The 14,113-nt window shown below is 69.0% G+C and carries 17 protein-coding genes and 3 pseudogenes; 11 read left to right on the forward strand and 9 right to left on the reverse strand.

What is annotated here, in order from left to right:
* Positions 1 to 106: 106 nt before the first annotated feature.
* The 4 genes from FHU36_RS18710 to FHU36_RS18725 form a co-directional block, all read right to left on the reverse strand.
* Positions 107 to 1,288 carry a TIGR04053 family radical SAM/SPASM domain-containing protein gene (locus FHU36_RS18710; protein WP_185085254.1) on the reverse strand — a complete coding sequence of 394 codons (1,182 nt, stop codon included), beginning with the start codon at positions 1,286 to 1,288 and terminating at the stop codon, positions 107 to 109.
* A gap of 42 nt (positions 1,289 to 1,330) precedes the next feature.
* Positions 1,331 to 2,362, reverse strand: a complete 1,032-nt coding sequence (locus FHU36_RS18715) for an Acg family FMN-binding oxidoreductase (protein WP_312891682.1) — start codon at positions 2,360 to 2,362, stop codon at positions 1,331 to 1,333.
* Positions 2,363 to 2,768: 406 nt separating this feature from the next.
* Positions 2,769 to 3,446: a hypothetical protein gene (locus FHU36_RS18720; protein ID WP_185085255.1), complete on the reverse strand. Its 678-nt coding sequence runs from the start codon at positions 3,444 to 3,446 to the stop codon at positions 2,769 to 2,771.
* Between the two features lie 35 nt (positions 3,447 to 3,481).
* On the reverse strand, positions 3,482 to 3,733 hold the full coding sequence (locus FHU36_RS18725; RefSeq protein WP_185085256.1) for a hypothetical protein: 252 nt from the start codon (positions 3,731 to 3,733) through the stop codon (positions 3,482 to 3,484).
* A 143-nt stretch (positions 3,734 to 3,876) separates the two neighbouring features.
* Here FHU36_RS18725 and FHU36_RS18730 point away from each other — a divergent pair, with 143 nt between their 5' ends.
* From FHU36_RS18730 to FHU36_RS18760, 7 genes and pseudogenes are all read left to right on the forward strand, one after another.
* Complete coding sequence (locus FHU36_RS18730) at positions 3,877 to 4,041, forward strand: hypothetical protein (protein ID WP_185085257.1); 165 nt, start codon at positions 3,877 to 3,879, stop codon at positions 4,039 to 4,041.
* Positions 4,042 to 4,160: 119 nt separating this feature from the next.
* Positions 4,161 to 4,430 (forward strand): annotated as a pseudogene (locus FHU36_RS18735) (Tn3 family transposase); the annotation flags it as partial.
* Positions 4,431 to 4,608: 178 nt separating this feature from the next.
* Complete coding sequence (locus FHU36_RS18740; protein ID WP_185085258.1) at positions 4,609 to 4,803, forward strand: recombinase family protein; 195 nt, start codon at positions 4,609 to 4,611, stop codon at positions 4,801 to 4,803.
* A gap of 1,392 nt (positions 4,804 to 6,195) precedes the next feature.
* Positions 6,196 to 6,447: pseudogene (locus FHU36_RS18745) on the forward strand (DUF4158 domain-containing protein); the annotation flags it as partial.
* A gap of 8 nt (positions 6,448 to 6,455) precedes the next feature.
* The gene (locus tag FHU36_RS18750; RefSeq protein ID WP_185085260.1) at positions 6,456 to 6,701 is read left to right on the forward strand and encodes a hypothetical protein; all 246 of its coding nucleotides are present in this window, start codon (positions 6,456 to 6,458) and stop codon (positions 6,699 to 6,701) included.
* 616 nt (positions 6,702 to 7,317) lie between these two features.
* The gene (locus tag FHU36_RS18755) at positions 7,318 to 7,737 is read left to right on the forward strand and encodes a DUF3291 domain-containing protein (RefSeq protein WP_185085261.1); all 420 of its coding nucleotides are present in this window, start codon (positions 7,318 to 7,320) and stop codon (positions 7,735 to 7,737) included.
* An 88-nt stretch (positions 7,738 to 7,825) separates the two neighbouring features.
* Positions 7,826 to 8,173 (forward strand): hypothetical protein, encoded by a 348-nt coding sequence (locus FHU36_RS18760; protein WP_185085262.1) that lies wholly within the window; start codon positions 7,826 to 7,828, stop codon positions 8,171 to 8,173.
* A 150-nt stretch (positions 8,174 to 8,323) separates the two neighbouring features.
* Here the strand turns inward: FHU36_RS18760 and FHU36_RS18765 are convergent, their stop codons facing one another.
* The 4 genes and pseudogenes from FHU36_RS18765 to FHU36_RS43570 all read right to left on the reverse strand — a co-directional run bounded on the left by FHU36_RS18765 (position 8,324) and on the right by FHU36_RS43570 (position 10,054).
* Entirely contained in the window at positions 8,324 to 8,674 is a 351-nt protein-coding gene (locus FHU36_RS18765; RefSeq protein WP_185085263.1) for a hypothetical protein, read from the reverse strand.
* 20 nt (positions 8,675 to 8,694) lie between these two features.
* Positions 8,695 to 9,219 carry a lantibiotic dehydratase gene (locus FHU36_RS45695; RefSeq protein WP_281394384.1) on the reverse strand — a complete coding sequence of 175 codons (525 nt, stop codon included), beginning with the start codon at positions 9,217 to 9,219 and terminating at the stop codon, positions 8,695 to 8,697.
* A 70-nt stretch (positions 9,220 to 9,289) separates the two neighbouring features.
* A pseudogene (locus FHU36_RS46840) lies at positions 9,290 to 9,917 on the reverse strand (lantibiotic dehydratase); the annotation flags it as partial.
* A complete protein-coding gene (locus tag FHU36_RS43570; RefSeq protein WP_221496435.1) occupies positions 9,905 to 10,054 on the reverse strand; it encodes a lantibiotic dehydratase in 150 nt (49 codons plus the stop codon). The gene FHU36_RS43570 and the pseudogene FHU36_RS46840, both read right to left, overlap by 13 nt.
* A gap of 122 nt (positions 10,055 to 10,176) precedes the next feature.
* Between FHU36_RS43570 and FHU36_RS43575 the strand changes: the two genes are divergently transcribed.
* From FHU36_RS43575 to FHU36_RS44550, 4 genes are all read left to right on the forward strand, one after another.
* Positions 10,177 to 10,524, forward strand: coding sequence for a WD40 repeat domain-containing protein (locus FHU36_RS43575; protein ID WP_221496436.1), 348 nt, complete (start codon positions 10,177 to 10,179; stop codon positions 10,522 to 10,524).
* 310 nt (positions 10,525 to 10,834) lie between these two features.
* Entirely contained in the window at positions 10,835 to 11,344 is a 510-nt protein-coding gene (locus FHU36_RS18780; protein WP_185085265.1) for a SigE family RNA polymerase sigma factor, read from the forward strand.
* On the forward strand, positions 11,344 to 12,030 hold the full coding sequence (locus FHU36_RS18785; protein ID WP_185085266.1) for a hypothetical protein: 687 nt from the start codon (positions 11,344 to 11,346) through the stop codon (positions 12,028 to 12,030). Before FHU36_RS18780 ends, FHU36_RS18785 begins: the two co-directional genes overlap by 1 nt.
* Positions 12,031 to 12,237: 207 nt before the next feature.
* Complete coding sequence (locus FHU36_RS44550; RefSeq protein ID WP_246502493.1) at positions 12,238 to 12,651, forward strand: hypothetical protein; 414 nt, start codon at positions 12,238 to 12,240, stop codon at positions 12,649 to 12,651.
* Between the two features lie 62 nt (positions 12,652 to 12,713).
* Here the strand turns inward: FHU36_RS44550 and FHU36_RS18795 are convergent, their stop codons facing one another.
* Positions 12,714 to 13,769 carry a BUD32 family EKC/KEOPS complex subunit gene (locus FHU36_RS18795; protein ID WP_246502494.1) on the reverse strand — a complete coding sequence of 352 codons (1,056 nt, stop codon included), beginning with the start codon at positions 13,767 to 13,769 and terminating at the stop codon, positions 12,714 to 12,716.
* Between the last annotated feature and the right edge of the window lie 344 nt (positions 13,770 to 14,113).

Below are 14,113 nucleotides of genomic sequence, written 5' to 3' on the forward strand. Positions count from 1 at the left end.
CCCTTTGCGCAGGTCTGAGAGACCGTTTTCCCGGGGTATCCCCGGCGGTCATGGCCGACGACAGGAAGCCCATCACCAGCGGCCCGCCGTGGCCTCGACCGGGGGCTCAGGACACATGGAGATGCCGGGCGAGGTCGCGCTGGTAGGGGAAACTGCCCGGCTCGTAGCCGCACCAGGGCTCCTCGGCGAGCACGTCGCCGGTGCAGGCGTACGCGCGCGATCGCGAGCCGCCGCACACGGTGCGGAACTCGCAGGCCCCGCACCGCCCGCCCAGCCGGTCAGGATCGCGCAGGGCGACGAACAAGGGAGCGGACCGGTAGATGTCGGTCAGCGGCTGATCCCGTACGTTGCCGGCGCCCAACGGCAGGAACCCTGAGGGGTGCACGGTGCCGGTGTGGGAGACGAACACGAAGCCGCGCCCGGCGCTCACGTCGATGGGCGGGCGGCGCACCCGGCTCTGGCCGATCAGCCCGGCGCGCTGCGCCTGCCGATGCAGGTCCTGGTAGAGCGGCCCCAGCGTCTCGGCGTGGTCGGCGCCGCGCTCGGCCAGGATGAGGCGCTGTATGGCCACTCGCCGGAAATGGTGGGCCTCGGTGGCCTTCACCGGGATGGTGGTGCCGAGGTCGTACAGGAAGTGCAGCACGTCCTCGGCCTCCTCGGGGCTCAGCGCGGACAGGGCGCGGCCCCGGCCGGTGGGCACCAGGAAGAAGACGCTCCACAACTGTGCCCCCTGGTCGCGTACGAGGCGGGCGATGTCCGGCAGCCGGGTGAGGTTACGGCGCGTCACTGTTGTGTTGATCTGTACTTTGAGTCCCGCCTCGCGGGCGGCCTGCCAGGCCGCCATGGTGCGGGCGAACACGCCGTCGTACCCGCGGAAGGCGTCGTGCCCGGCGGCTGTCGCCCCGTCGAGGCTGAGCGAGATCGCGGCGGCGCCCGCCTCGCGCAGCCGGGCGAGGCTGCCGGGGGTGAGCGCCGGGGTGCCCGAGGGCGAAACGGCGGGGGAGAGGCCGAGCTCGCGGGCCTGCCGTATCAGCTCGAAAAGGTCGGGCCGCTCGAACGGGTCGCCACCTGTGATCACGAACAGCGGTGCGGGCCGGCCGAAGCCCGCCACCTGCCGCATCAGCTCGGCGGCCTCGTCAGTGGACAGCTCCTCGGGGTGCCGGTCGGGCACCGCCTCGGCGCGGCAGTGCAGGCAGGCCAGCGGGCAGGCTCGGGTGGCCTCCCAGATGACGATGAAAGGGCTGTGGGCGGCATCCCGCCGGACCCGCCGCAACGGTCGCTCCGTCATCCGCGGGCTCCCGGCAGGATGTGGGCCACCACGTCGGCGACCTCATACATGTGGGACCTCCACCGGGTCGAGTACCTCGAGCACGGAACGGCGGGGCACGCGGGGGACCGGTGGGCCGTACCCGAACCTGGCCAGCATCTGCACGTGCCCGAGCGGCCCGGCCTGGTTGTCGCGATGCCGCACCGGGCGCAGGTCGAGGGGCTGGCTGAACATCGACGCCGCCACGCCGTGCACGGTCGCAGCGAGGAGCACCCGTTGCAGCGCCTGCCCGGCACGCAGCCAGTCGAGCGGCCCGTCACCCCTCGTGAACAGGGCCGCGATCTGCGGATCCGCCTCGAAGTCAGCGCTTGACCGCACGCCGGCCAGGCCGAAGTCCCGCAGGGGCAACCTCCCGTCGCGCGGGCGAGGGCCGAAGGCGTGCTCGGGCACGCCGTCGAAGCGCCGGCTCGGATCCGTCCAGCAGGCCAACTCGGCGCGGTAGGACTCCGCGGCGGCCAGCGTGGCGTCGGCCGTACCGATCATGTCGAGCACACGCCGCGCCGTCCGCCCCCTGATAAGGACGAGCGTGGCGCCCTCGGCGTGCGCAGCCCGGACCAGGTCGGCGAAGACGTCCCCGGGGAGCCGGCGGTCGTCGAACGGGAAGCGGTTGGTCCGTCGGTGCGGGATCATGTCGTACATCAGCCGCTCGTCCTGGTCGGGCAGGTCACCCGGGGTGGCGTGCACGGTGGCCAGCAGGTCCGGGTGGGCGGCCGGGTCGGGCAGCGCCGTGACGCGGGCGTCGTGCCCGGTCATCCGGACCGCGAGCCGCAGGTTGAACAGTGCGGCCCCGCAGCTGATGCCGAGCCCGCGCCCCATCGGATCGGTGACGGCCAGCAGCCGGTCGAGGTCGGCGTACAGTTCCATGGTCGCGTCATCGACACGGCGGAAGCGCCACGGCTGGGTGTTGTGCACCGACGGCGCCGCGGCGGCGGCGTTCACCATTCTGCTCACGCCGCCGGGCGTCGCGAACGGAAGCGTGCGGGCGGCGGGCGATCCGGGGTCGGGGGGAACCGGGATCACGCCGGTATCGGTCACCGGGACATCCCCGGCACAGGGGTAAGAGCGGACATGTAACGAACGTCCCGCACCTGGCCATGGCGACGGCAGGGACCATAGTCCCTTGGATCGCCTCTGTTGGACCGTTTCCCGGCCGGAACTCCGTTCGGAATGCCCGTCGCCGGAAAGCACTTCCAGGCCGTCAACAACGGCACCGCCGGTCGCCGGGGATGGGGCGGGGAAGTAGGCGGAGCATACGCGCCACGGGCTCACCAGGCCCAGCTCTCGCTGAGTTCGGTTCGGCCGGTCCACAGGCTGGGCGGCGACCCACGGTGGCTCGGATCGCCACCAGTTCTCCACCTGCGGTGGGCGGACCGGACCGTAGAGAACGGGACCAACGACGAGTTGCTCGCCGCCGAGATAGTCACGCCGAGATAGTCAACAGTCACCACGCTGTGCTGTCGCCGACAGCCGCAGAGACGCTACCGCGGGGGTCGGGGTCGGGACCTGACGGTACGGGGTGCGCGGCCAGATAATTCTGTCGCTGTTCAGGTGCCGCCAGGCAGACAATCTGTCGAAACGGGGCCAGCGAGTTGCTCGGGACCTCGCGCGGCCGCACCACAAGGCCCGCTCGCCGGCCCTGGTGGTCTGGGTGGGCACCCTCGGCTCCGTGCTCGGACCGAATCTCGGCGCGCCCGGTGAGATCAGCAGCATCGTCCGCGAGCAGCGCGCCATCGGCGAGTGGGTCGCCCGCAGAATGCTCAACACAGGCCTGGCCAAGACCGGACTCATCGACGCAACAGGCGGGCCGTTGCTCTTCACCCCGCATGACTTTCGCCGCTTGTTCTTGACCGATGCCATTCTCATCGGGCTGCCTCCACACATCGCCCAGGTCATCGCTGGACACAAGGACATCAACGTCACGCTGAACTACAAGGCCGCCTATCCCGACGAGGTCATCCAGGCCCACCTGGCCTTCCTCTCCCGCCGCCGCGCCCTGCGCCCCACCGACGAATACCGCGCCCCCACCGACGAGGAATGGCAAGAATTCCTCGGACACTTCGAGATGAGAAAGGTCGCCACCGGCACCTGCGGACGCGCCTTCGGCACCCCATGCATACATGAGCACAGTTGCCTACGCGGCCCACTCCACTGGCCTCACCCGAGCAACGCGACCGCATCGCCGAGATCCGCGACAACCTCGAAGCCCGCATCGCCGAGGCTGAACGCGAAGGCTCGCTCGGCGAGATCGAAGGACTTCGCGTCAGCCTGGCTGGCGCCGAAGACAAGCTCGCTCAGCTCGACGAACGAGCTCGCCGCGCTACCACCATCAACCTCGGCATGCCCGCCTTCTCCGGCATCGCCGACCGCGCCGCTCCCCTTCCGACGCTCGGCCAGGAGCCCTGTCATAATAACCATGCTCGAACGGACGCTGACGTCTTCGCTTACCCGAACGAGATACCATTCGGCTACAATCGTCCATCAGCAGAGGGTCTTACGTGAGACAAAACCGAAAGCTAAAGTTTGCGCTCTTAGCACTCAATATCGTCGGCTTGGCCATGACGGTCACTTCCATCGCCGTCTGGATATCCACTGGCACCAATTCCACTGCCGCGGGCCAGTTGCTGCTCAATGGAGGGCTGCTCATTCTGTTACCGACCTCGGTGGTCACCCTTGTTCTGGTCATCCGGGAGAACCAGAATTCGAGTCGTCGCTGATTTCAGCGGATCCTACACGGTCAAGCCGAGCGGTCTGCGTCTCTCCGGTGCGGGCCGCTTCGTTGAGAACTGTTCTCGTGTTTCCCCTCCGCGTACCGTGTGGTTTCTAGTTCAGAGAACTGGTCATCTTCCACAACGCCCTGGACATCATGGACGCCGTCCGGCAACTGGTCGCCGAAGGTTGGACCATCACCGCCGACGAGCTCGCCGCCCTCTCGCCCTACCTGCGCTCGCACATCACCCGGTTCGGCGCCTACGCCACCGACGAGCTCGCGCGCATCCCCGCAGCCTTCAACCCGGTGCTCAAAGAGGTCGACTTCACCACCCCGGGCCTGGCCGCCTGCCCCTGGCTGTTGAACCGACGGACGGTCGTTCGCGTGTTCAGCTAGCGAACGTTTGATGAACGCCCGCGTGGGCCGCGCTCGGCGTAGCTCTGTCGGTAAGGGGGCTACCTCCAGCCGCCATCTGAGGAGTTCCCGCAGGTAGATGTTGGTCCAGATCGTGGGCGGGTGACGATTTCGATGGCCAGGACGCCCAGGGCTTCTTTCTCGGGGCCCGTGGATCCGCTTGACGGGCCGCCCGATTCGCCCGGCGGCCTTGAGGGCCGTCGTTGATGTTATCGGCCTGGTCTGGGTCAGCACCGACGAGCGGAACACCCAACGGCAGCACGACGCCCTCGACCCGATCTGCCTGAAGGTGTTCGAGGAGAAGATCAGCGGCAAGCTCGGGGTTGAGGAACCCGGGAACAGTCATTGGCGCTGAGAATGATCTTGAGCGAAGCGTGACGTCCGGCTTCGGTGCCTGATCGCCTCAACTGGAGGTCTCTGGCCCGTGGATGATGCATCGAACACAAGGACATGGTGCCGACCCCGTCGCTGATCTCGCACGAGGCGTTCGCTCGGGGGTGGTGCTGGGGGCGGCGCCGGCCGCCCGGCCGCTGGATCATGGCAGGCGGGCGGCCGGCGCGGCCCGCCCGTCGTCCGGTGGACGCAGGCTCAGACGCAGCCTCTCCGCTTCAAGGACTTGGACCAGGCCGGGAGTACGCGCTGATCTGCGGACGGGTGATGGACCAGAGTTCACGCCCTTGCCCCGGCACGAGTTCCTGGCCGCCCAGGAGGACGTAGGAGGTCTTGTCGAAGATGAGCGATTCGCGGGAGATGGCGCCCCCGGGGCCTCGGCTGTCCACCCGGGTCACGGCGATGCCCGATTTGCCGGTGGCGTCCTTGAGCTCTTCCGTCTCGATACCCGGCAGGGTCGCGGCGATCTTGATGATGGCTGCCTGCTACTTGGGCGGGACCGGGCTGCCGAGGATGTTGAGGACGCCGTTCCAGGGCTGGGTCGCTGTGTCCTTGTTGGGGACCATTTCGTTACCGCGTTCGGCCAGCTTGTGCCGGAGTTGCTCCTGGTCGGTCGGCCACTCTCGGAGGTCGGCGTAGGCAGGGCGCCCCGCGCCACGTTCGGGGGCACCGGGTCAGGAGTTCCTTGTACTCGCGGTCTTGTGGCCTGGATTTCGACGGCTTGTGCCAGAGGAGTCCTGGGCGGGAGCCGTCGACAGACTGCCAGACCTCGCCCGTGATGTGGCGCGGACCGACGTTGGGAACCCCGTTTTCGCTGCGTGTCTCTGCGATCCGCTCGTAGCGGAGGTACTGGTCGTCACGGGGTTGCGGCCACGGGGTGGCGGTCGCGGCGTCGGCCGCCAGCCTCAGGACCCGGCGGCGCTTGCGGGCGCGGAGGAGTTGAACGTCTGGACGGCGATCACTCCTGCGGCCATCGCCGCGACCAGGCCGCCCGCCAGCATCACACGCCGCAGGCCGGCCGGCCGGGTCCGGGGCCGGTGCTTCGTGCGGGCTTCGGCCAGGAGGGGGGTTCGGGCGGGGTGAGGAGGTCCGCAAACGGCGGAAATCCAACGGATGTACGCCTGACCTGTGGTTTCTCGCGTTCCACGGTTCTTGTTGATCATCTCCGTTACGGTTCGTCGCGAGTCTGGGTGATCTGTGGCGCGTGGGGTGGTTGATGTCGACGAGGTTTTTGTCGGATGAGCAGGGAGCGTCTTCGGTCGTTCCTAGACATCGGGCGCGAGGAGTTGATCAAGTACTTCACGTTGACGTCGCGTGAGCACGCGTTCTTGGATGCGCCGGGTCGGGGCCGGAAGCGCGCTTGGGGCTGGCCGTGCAACTGTGCACGTTGCCGTGGCTCGGGTACATCCCCGACGACCTGCAGAAGGTTCCGCAGGCTGCATCGGTGCGGTTGGCGGGTCAGATGGCGGTGTTCCCGGGGATGTTGGAGCAGTACGCGCGGGCCACGACGAAGCGCCCGCAGACCCGCAGTGATCACCTGAAGCTGGTGATGAAGTACCTGACGTGCCGCGGGGGCGTTGACCACTCAGAAGGTCGAGCACCCTGCTGACGCGGCCGATGCGAGCGGATCTGGACCGGCTGCTGGTGCATGATCCGGAGATCGGGATGCCGCGGCTGCGATGGTTGACGACGCCGGCGGTGGAGGCAACGGCATCGGCGATCGGCGTCTCAATTGAGAAGCTGCTGTATCTGCGGGCGGTGGACGCACACCATCTGGATCTGTCGATACTGCCGCGGGAGCGGCGCCGGTTCCTGGCCATGGTGGGCCGCCGCTCGACGGTCCAGGGGGCTGGAACAGCGTGAGGAGCGCCGCTACCCGATCCTGCTCGCGCTGGTCGCTCAGTCCGCTGTCGATCAGCTGGACGAGGTCATCGCGCTGTTCGACCAGGCGGTGTCGGCACGCGAGTCGCACGCCAAGGCCAAGACGGGATGAGGCCCTGGCGGAGCGGGCCAAGAAGGGCGAAGCTCGCCAACTGCTGATGGATGTGATCCTCCCGGTCCTGGTCGACCCGGGGATCTCGGATGAGCAGGTAGGCGGGATCCTGCGAGAGCACATCGGGATGGACAAGCTCCGCGAGGTCTCGGCGATCAACTGGAAGCCGTTGCCGCGCGACCACGGCCGCCTGGCCGCTGCGCTGGACCGGGTTCCGCGAAGGCCTGAGGCCATGACGTGCCTCCTTACCTGCCGGGCTGGCCGAGCCGCTCGCTGACCTGAGAACGCCGCAGAGCGAGACGCTGGGACATGCGGCGAAGACTGGGGGCCATCCCGCAGGCCTTCCGATCTCCCTAACGTGGGCCGCAGCCACCCTCACCGCCAAGCCAGGGCCGCCTGGACCATCACGGACCCACCCCGACGGGGGGCGGACGCCTACGTCTGCCCCCCGTTATCTCGCCATACCTCACCCTTGAGAGGACACCCATGCCCACCGTGCCCTGGATCGAAGTCGACACCCCTGTCGCGCCTGAAGCGCTGATCATGGCCTCCCGTTTGGAGGTCAGATCGCTGCGCCAGGTGCCAGGATTCCTGATGGCCTCCATGAGGTTGCTGCGCCAGGCCTGTCGAGCGCCAGGTGCTCTGGGCGTCTCCTTGAAGGCCGAGCTGCTCAAGCGCACCTTCTGGACCGTATCCGCCTGGACCGACAAAGCCGCCGTGTACGCCTACGCCGCCACCGAGCCGCATAAGACGACCATGCGTCGCAAACGTGCCGTGATGCGGGATTCCACATTCCTCTTCTGGGAGGTGCCCGCCGACCAGTTGCCCCTTGCCTGGGACGAGGTGCAGCGCCGCATCTCGCAGGAACGCGACCCGGATCGAGGGGCCGGCCCCGCGAGCAGCTGAGTCTCACCACCCGCCGGGTGACGACCTTCGACCACAGCCCGCCCCGCAGTGCGATCTTCGGGGCGGCGCTCATGCCGCCCGCCGGCCGATGCTCGCCGAGCCGGTCCGGGTGACCCGCGCCGCCACCCGCCTCGATGAGGGAAGCGCCGAGCGTTGTGGGGCATGGGCGGCCTATCCGGCCAGGGCGGCGAGTTTCGAGGGCGGCGGCCGGTTCGATGCCCAGTTCGTGGGCTGCGGCCATGACCGCGTCGGCGGGGTTGGTGTGCTGGGCGAGGTGGCGGGTGGTGGCGGCCATGAGCTTGGCGGGGGTGTCGGGCGGCAGGCCGAAGTCGTCGGTGATGGCGCGCACGGCCAGGGTGACCGAGCAGCCGCCCGTCTCGGGGTGGGCCAGCTCGTCCACGCCGTGGTGGCGGGCACCTACCTCCAGGCGGGGTGACCCCCAGGGGTGAGCATGAAGGAGCCCGGGACCGCGAGCGGCACGCGGCCCCGGGCTCAGGAGCGGCCCACCTCGCTACCGGAGGAACGGGTGAGCCCCTCACCCGGCGGTCAGGTCCTCGCCTCCCTCCGCGCCGGGAGATTCAACCGGTCAGGTGGCGGACGGCGTCGCGGACGCTGTCGGGCAGGTGCTCCCAGCCGAACCGCCGTTCAGCCATCCGGTGGCGGCTCCGGCTTCCAGGACATTGTGGCCGGGCCTGGCGTCGAGCTGCTCTAGTCCGGCCACGATGTGGTCGTCGGTGAGCTGGTCGAGAAGGTCGGCCGCGGGCCGCTCGGTGCGCAGGCGCAGGCCGCTGTCCTTGCGGAGGAAGTGGTAGCGGTGGTCGGACAGCGCGGCCGACAGCGCCCGCGCTGCGTCCGGCGTTATCCCGGCGTCGGGGAATGAGACGGTGGCGTGCCACCAGTTCGTGTCGGTGGTGATCGGGAGGCGCTCGTCGTCCACGTCGGGTTCCTTGTCGTGGGTTAGGTGACCAGGAGGGCTCTGGTCCAGCCGGTCGTGTTCGTGCCGTCCAACGCCAGATGCGCGCCGACGCGGGCTTCTATGAATCCGGGCTTCGGCAGCCGATCCAGGTCGGCGGCTAGCCGTCCGGTGAGGTCGTCGATGACCGGCGCGAACCGGTCCGGTGCGGGGCTGTCACCGGCTACGGCGCGGGCGACGGCCAGCAGACCGGCCCAGCCGTGGCACAGCGTGGCGTCGGTGATCCGGTCGAGACATGCCGGGTCGGTCAGCGGGATGACGAGGCTGTGGGCCCGTCCGCCGATCCAGCCGTCAGCGTCCGGCGGTGGCGCGTCGTGAAGGACCGCGACACCGGTACGGCTGGCGTCGAGGTGGGCGCGCAGGAGATCCAGGTGCATGTCCTGGCGTAGGTCGAGCGGCAGGTGCTGGTCGTCCTCGGCCAGGAGCACACGGTCCGGCACCCTGAACCGGCTCATCCAGGCGTGCGGCCGGTCGGCCCACTCGTCCAACGTGGCGGCGCGGCCGGGCAGCTCCCGGGCTCGGGGCCTTCCAACGTGCGGTGGTCAGGATCGACCGCCGGTAGGTCAGCGTGGGAAGGAACGGGAGGATCCAGGCGGCGCCCCAGTCGAACCATGTCACCTGGGCGGTGTGGGCGCGGCTGATCTCGGCCAGGAACCTGGCCAGGGGCGGCGTGTAGTTGTTCCACACGAGGTTGAGCGCGGTCGGCGCGAGCAGCTCCAGACGCTTCCCCGTGGCTGCCTCGGCCAGATAGGGACGGCCGTCGCGGACTCCGACAGCCAGATCGGACGCGACCAGCACGCTCTTGTCTGGGTGTCGGAACTCGCCGACGCTGACCAGCCGGGGCAGCACTTGTGGGGCGCGGGTGAGCAGGTCGGCGTGGACGCGGCCGGCGTGGAAGGACAACTGCGCCAGCTCGGCGCCGGGCTCGACCGTGGGCAGGCTGGTGTACGCGGCGCAGGTGTGGGGGAACAGGTGCCAGCCAGAACCGGCCCGTCATCGAACCGGCAGCGCGGGAGACGGTGACCACCCGCAGACGGAAGTCTGCGCGGTCCAGGCACCGGGTTGAGGCCGCTTGGAGTTGCGCGCACAGTTCGATATGGGGGGTGACCGCAGATTGCCCCCAAGCTTCCAGGCGTTCGATCATCTCCTCGGACAGGGCTACGGACCGGCAGCGCTCGACGGCTGCGGTGCCGGCTATCTCCAGCAGGAGCGGTCCCGCAGGGCCATCGGGCGGGGAGGCTCGGCCAGTTGGCCAAGTCCTTCAGGCAGGCCCAGCCCCTTGTCGGGGTCGATGACGAGTTCCAGCGGTACCTCGGCGCCGTAGCGGTTGGTGAACTTCGCCATGCTGGCGTTCCCGCCGGACGCGTGGCGAGCCAGGTCAAGACCGTGGTGGCCGTCTCCGCCTCCGTGAGCACGGCTTCTGGCAGCCGCACTGCGGCGGCACCAGCGGCTTCCGGTCTCCGGCCGTGGGCGGGGGTGGGATCTACAGCCTCGTATGGTCTCCGGACGGACGCACCATCGCCACGTACGCAACCGGCGACAGAATCCAGCTGTGGGACGCGGACACGCGGCAACCGCTGGGGACGATCTTCGACGGCCATGCCGATGTGGGCTTCGAGCTCAACGCGACCCTGGCGTTCAGCGCGGATGGCCGGACCCTGTTCAGCGCCACGCCGGACGGCGTGGTGCGCGCGCGTCTCCTCGATGCCTGGCCAGCCGCCACGGCGGTCTGCGGCCGGGCACGCGGACCGTTGAGCCCCGAAGAGTGGAAAGGGTACATCGACGAGGTCGAGTACTTCGACACGTGCGAGTAGGCCGCCGGCGGATCAGAGGGTCTGCCGGCAGGGCGGCGGGTAGAGCGTTCATGATCAAGTTGACGCAGGATGAGGCCCCGGTGCTCTCTACTGGCTCAACCGTGTGATCGGCACTGCGGGGTTTGACGACTTGGTTGCCGAGGGCCGTGCGGTCTGGTGACCGAAGTCCTCGGAAATGTTCTCAGCCTTCGATGCCGATCTTGATGGAACGGCATCCGGAGACGAAAGTCCGTAGCCGGCCCGTTCCATGCAACCCGCGGCCGGGCCGGCGGCATCTCCTCTGGTGTGAAGCCATCTATCTGGGAGTCCCATGAGCCTTGATGAGGAGTACACCGCCTACGTGAGGGGCCGGTTGTCCTGGTTGCGGAAGATCGCTTACTCGTTGTGCCAGGACTGGCACCGCGCGGACGACCTGGTACAGACAGCGATAACGCGGTTATACGTCAAATGGCGCCAGGCGCGGGCGGCCGACGACCTCGACTCCTACGTGCGGGTGATGCTGATCCGGGTCTTCCTTGCCGAACAGCGAAGGGGCTGGTTTTCGCGGGTACGGCTGACGTCCGCGATATCCCACCAGCCGCTCGAAAGCGGCGACCAGGACATGGCCATGGACATCCGCCGGGCCCTCATCGCCGTCCCTCCGCGCCAGCGCGCCACCCTCGTACTGCGCTTTCATTGCGATCTGAGCGTGGAGCAGACCGCCCACGCGCTGGGCTGCTCCACCGGAACCGTCAAGAGCCAGACCGCCCGCGGCCTCGCCACTCTGCGCGCGATGCTCGGCGAACCGGAATCCCGTCTAGCACGTGCGGAGGAATGCTGATGGATGTCAAGCAGGTGTTCGACTCGCTGGCGCGCGAGGAGCAGCCACCTACCGCGGTGGACGTGAACCGTGCCATTGCGGCAGGACGCGCCATGCGCAGACGTCATCATGCGGCCGTCGCCGGGATCACGGCGGCGGTGACAGTCGCGGCCGTCATTGCGGCCTGGACGGTTGGCCCGTGGCCGGGGCAGCGGGACGGCGTAGCCGTGGCTGTACCCGCTGCGCCGTCCGCCACGGCCAAGCCGCCCGTCACAGCCACGCCTCGACCCGCCTACAAGGGATTCGCGGAACTGAAGAAGAAGTATCCCCCCAGGGGAAAGATCGCCTCCCTGCCACCGCTTGTCATGTGGCTGAGCAACGCCCCCCGCAAGAACGAGCTCCTCCTGTGCGAGAGCGGGCCGAACGGTAGCTCCTGCTCCGGATTTCCTCCACTCGCCGCCAACGAGTTCGCTCGCACGCAGGGCAAGCTTCGCGGTATGGACGTCTGGTTCGGTGTGGCCAAGGACGACGTTCACGGGGTGACGGCTGTCACCAAGGACGGGAGGAAGCTTCCAGGGAACCTCACACGAAGTGTCGGAGCGGGGCTCGGGCTGTGGGCCGTGGAGTATCCCTCGGGGGTCGACGTGCGGAGGCTCGTCGTCACCGGCGCGAGGGGGGAGACCCTGCAGAGGATCCCATCCGGGTGACGAGCCTGACGGTCCTGGGGTTGGCCCGGTGGCCACGCTGCGCGGCGCGGTGGTCCGGCGGGGCGCTTTCACGCTCGGCCCGGCGAACCTCGGAGATCGGCTGGGCCGAGCGGATAGCGATCACGGGTTCGGGCAAGTCGACGCTGCTGGGCGCGCGCTGCCTGGCCGGATCGGGCCGGACGAGGGCACGCCGCCCTGGGTTCCGGCGTGGTGGTCGGCGAGGTGGACCAGGCCAGGGCGCTGTTCGAGGGCGGGGAGCCGCTGCTCGGCGCCTTCGCCGAGCACGTCCCCGAGACGGTGCCCGGTGAGGTGCGGACCCTGCTGGCGAAGTTCGGGCTGAGGGCAGCCCACGTGTTGCGCCCGGCCGCCCACAAGTGGGCCCCCACGAACGTGCCTGGCGCGTTGTCCAGGGTTGTCAGGCACGTTGGTCACCTGTGGAAACTCCTCCTCAGGGAGCTCGGTTGCGGCCAGGCCGGACGCGTCGCCGAAGTCGCAATGCCACCGTCAGGCTCGATGCCGCGGGCCGAGGTGGGAGTCGGCACCGCCCTCGGCCAGGATGGGAGCGCGCCGGTTGTCCAGGTCAATGGCCTGGAGGTCGGGGAGGACCGTCGCGGCCAGTGAGTCTCACCCGAGGAGAGCTTCTTCCCGATCGGCGTGCGCCTCGCTCAAGCAGTAGGTGACCTTCAATCGAGCGGCAGGGCGTGCCGTCCGGCCACCTGGCGGATCTCCTCCAGCGGGTACGGCGTCTTCCTGCTCTCACTCTGCAGCTCATGGTAGAAGTCGTTCAGCACGGTGGCCAGCGGGCTGTGCCGCGACAGCAGGGCCGCGACCCCGCCGGGCACGCCGGTCGGCCGCTCTCCCGCCGCCCATTCCCGCACCAGTTCGCGACGCCCCGGCCAGTCGGCGCCGTGGAAGGCGCCGGCCAGCCAGTTCACCAGGTACGTCAGCGTGTAGGTGCGGTCAAAGGTCAGGTGCCGGCGATAAAAGGCCTGTTCCTCCTCTGACAGGTCGAACCGGGTCGACACGGCCTGCCCGAAGTCGGTCAGGTAGAAGCGGCGCCCGTCGGTGAGGATGTTCTCGAAATGCGCGTCGAAGTGCAGAAGACCGCCCGCGTTCATGAAGGACACGGCCTCACGCAGCCCCTGGTCCGCCAGGGCGCAGGCGCGGTCGGCGTCGCCCGCGCGTACCCGCTCGTCCAGCCACTGGTGCAGGTTGTGGGGAATGTACTCCAGGAAGAGCGTCAGGCTCGCCGGAGCCCCTGCCAGCGCCTCAAGGCGGCGGCGCACGCCGGGCGCGCCCTCCCAGAACGTGACCGCCCGATCGATGTCGGCCAGCTCTCCGTACAGCGGGGCGGGCTCGGCGTTGGGCAGCACCCGCCAGTGATACAGCAGCGGGAAGCCGGGGAACCGGCCGGTCAGCACCCACTCGGTGGTCATCGTGTGCGCGGCCAGCTCGCGCCAGGCGCCGAAGCCGGGCGAGCCGATGCCGTACTGGCAGAAGGGCGGCAGCCCGAACAGGTCGGCCGTCGAGTGCGGGTGGCGCAGTTCGGGCTCGGTGAGGGGCACGCGTTTGACGAAGACCGAGGTGCCGCCGACCTCGAGCCGCGCGGACGCCCCGCCGATGCCGGTGCCGAGGGGCACGGCCTCGCGCTCCAGCAGCTCGGCCAACTCCCGGTCGTCGTAGCGGGCCATGGCCGTGGAAACGTCACAGTGGGTGGTCAGCCGCGTGTCCGTCATCATGATCATCTTACCGGCTGATGACGGTATCTCGGCGCCCCCACCCAGCTCAAGATCGTCGCACCGACCCTGCTCATGGCGATCATCAATCAGGAGTACCGGCACGACCGCTGGATCGGCGAGGTCCGCGACCGCGATCTCGGCCACGCCCTTCCCGACGCCCCAGTCTCCGATCGGCTCACCACCATCGAGGGACCCTGGTCGAGTGCGGATGGAACCCCTGATCACATCCATGCGCCGGTCAGGAGCGTATGGCCCCGAGCAGCCTTCCTTCAATGTCGAGCGGGCGCGTTTCAGCAGGTCCAGATGCCTTCAATCGCCACGACCTGGGAAGACTGGTATGACCC

The sequence above is a fragment of the Nonomuraea muscovyensis genome (assembly GCF_014207745.1).
Lineage (GTDB): Bacteria > Actinomycetota > Actinomycetes > Streptosporangiales > Streptosporangiaceae > Nonomuraea > Nonomuraea muscovyensis.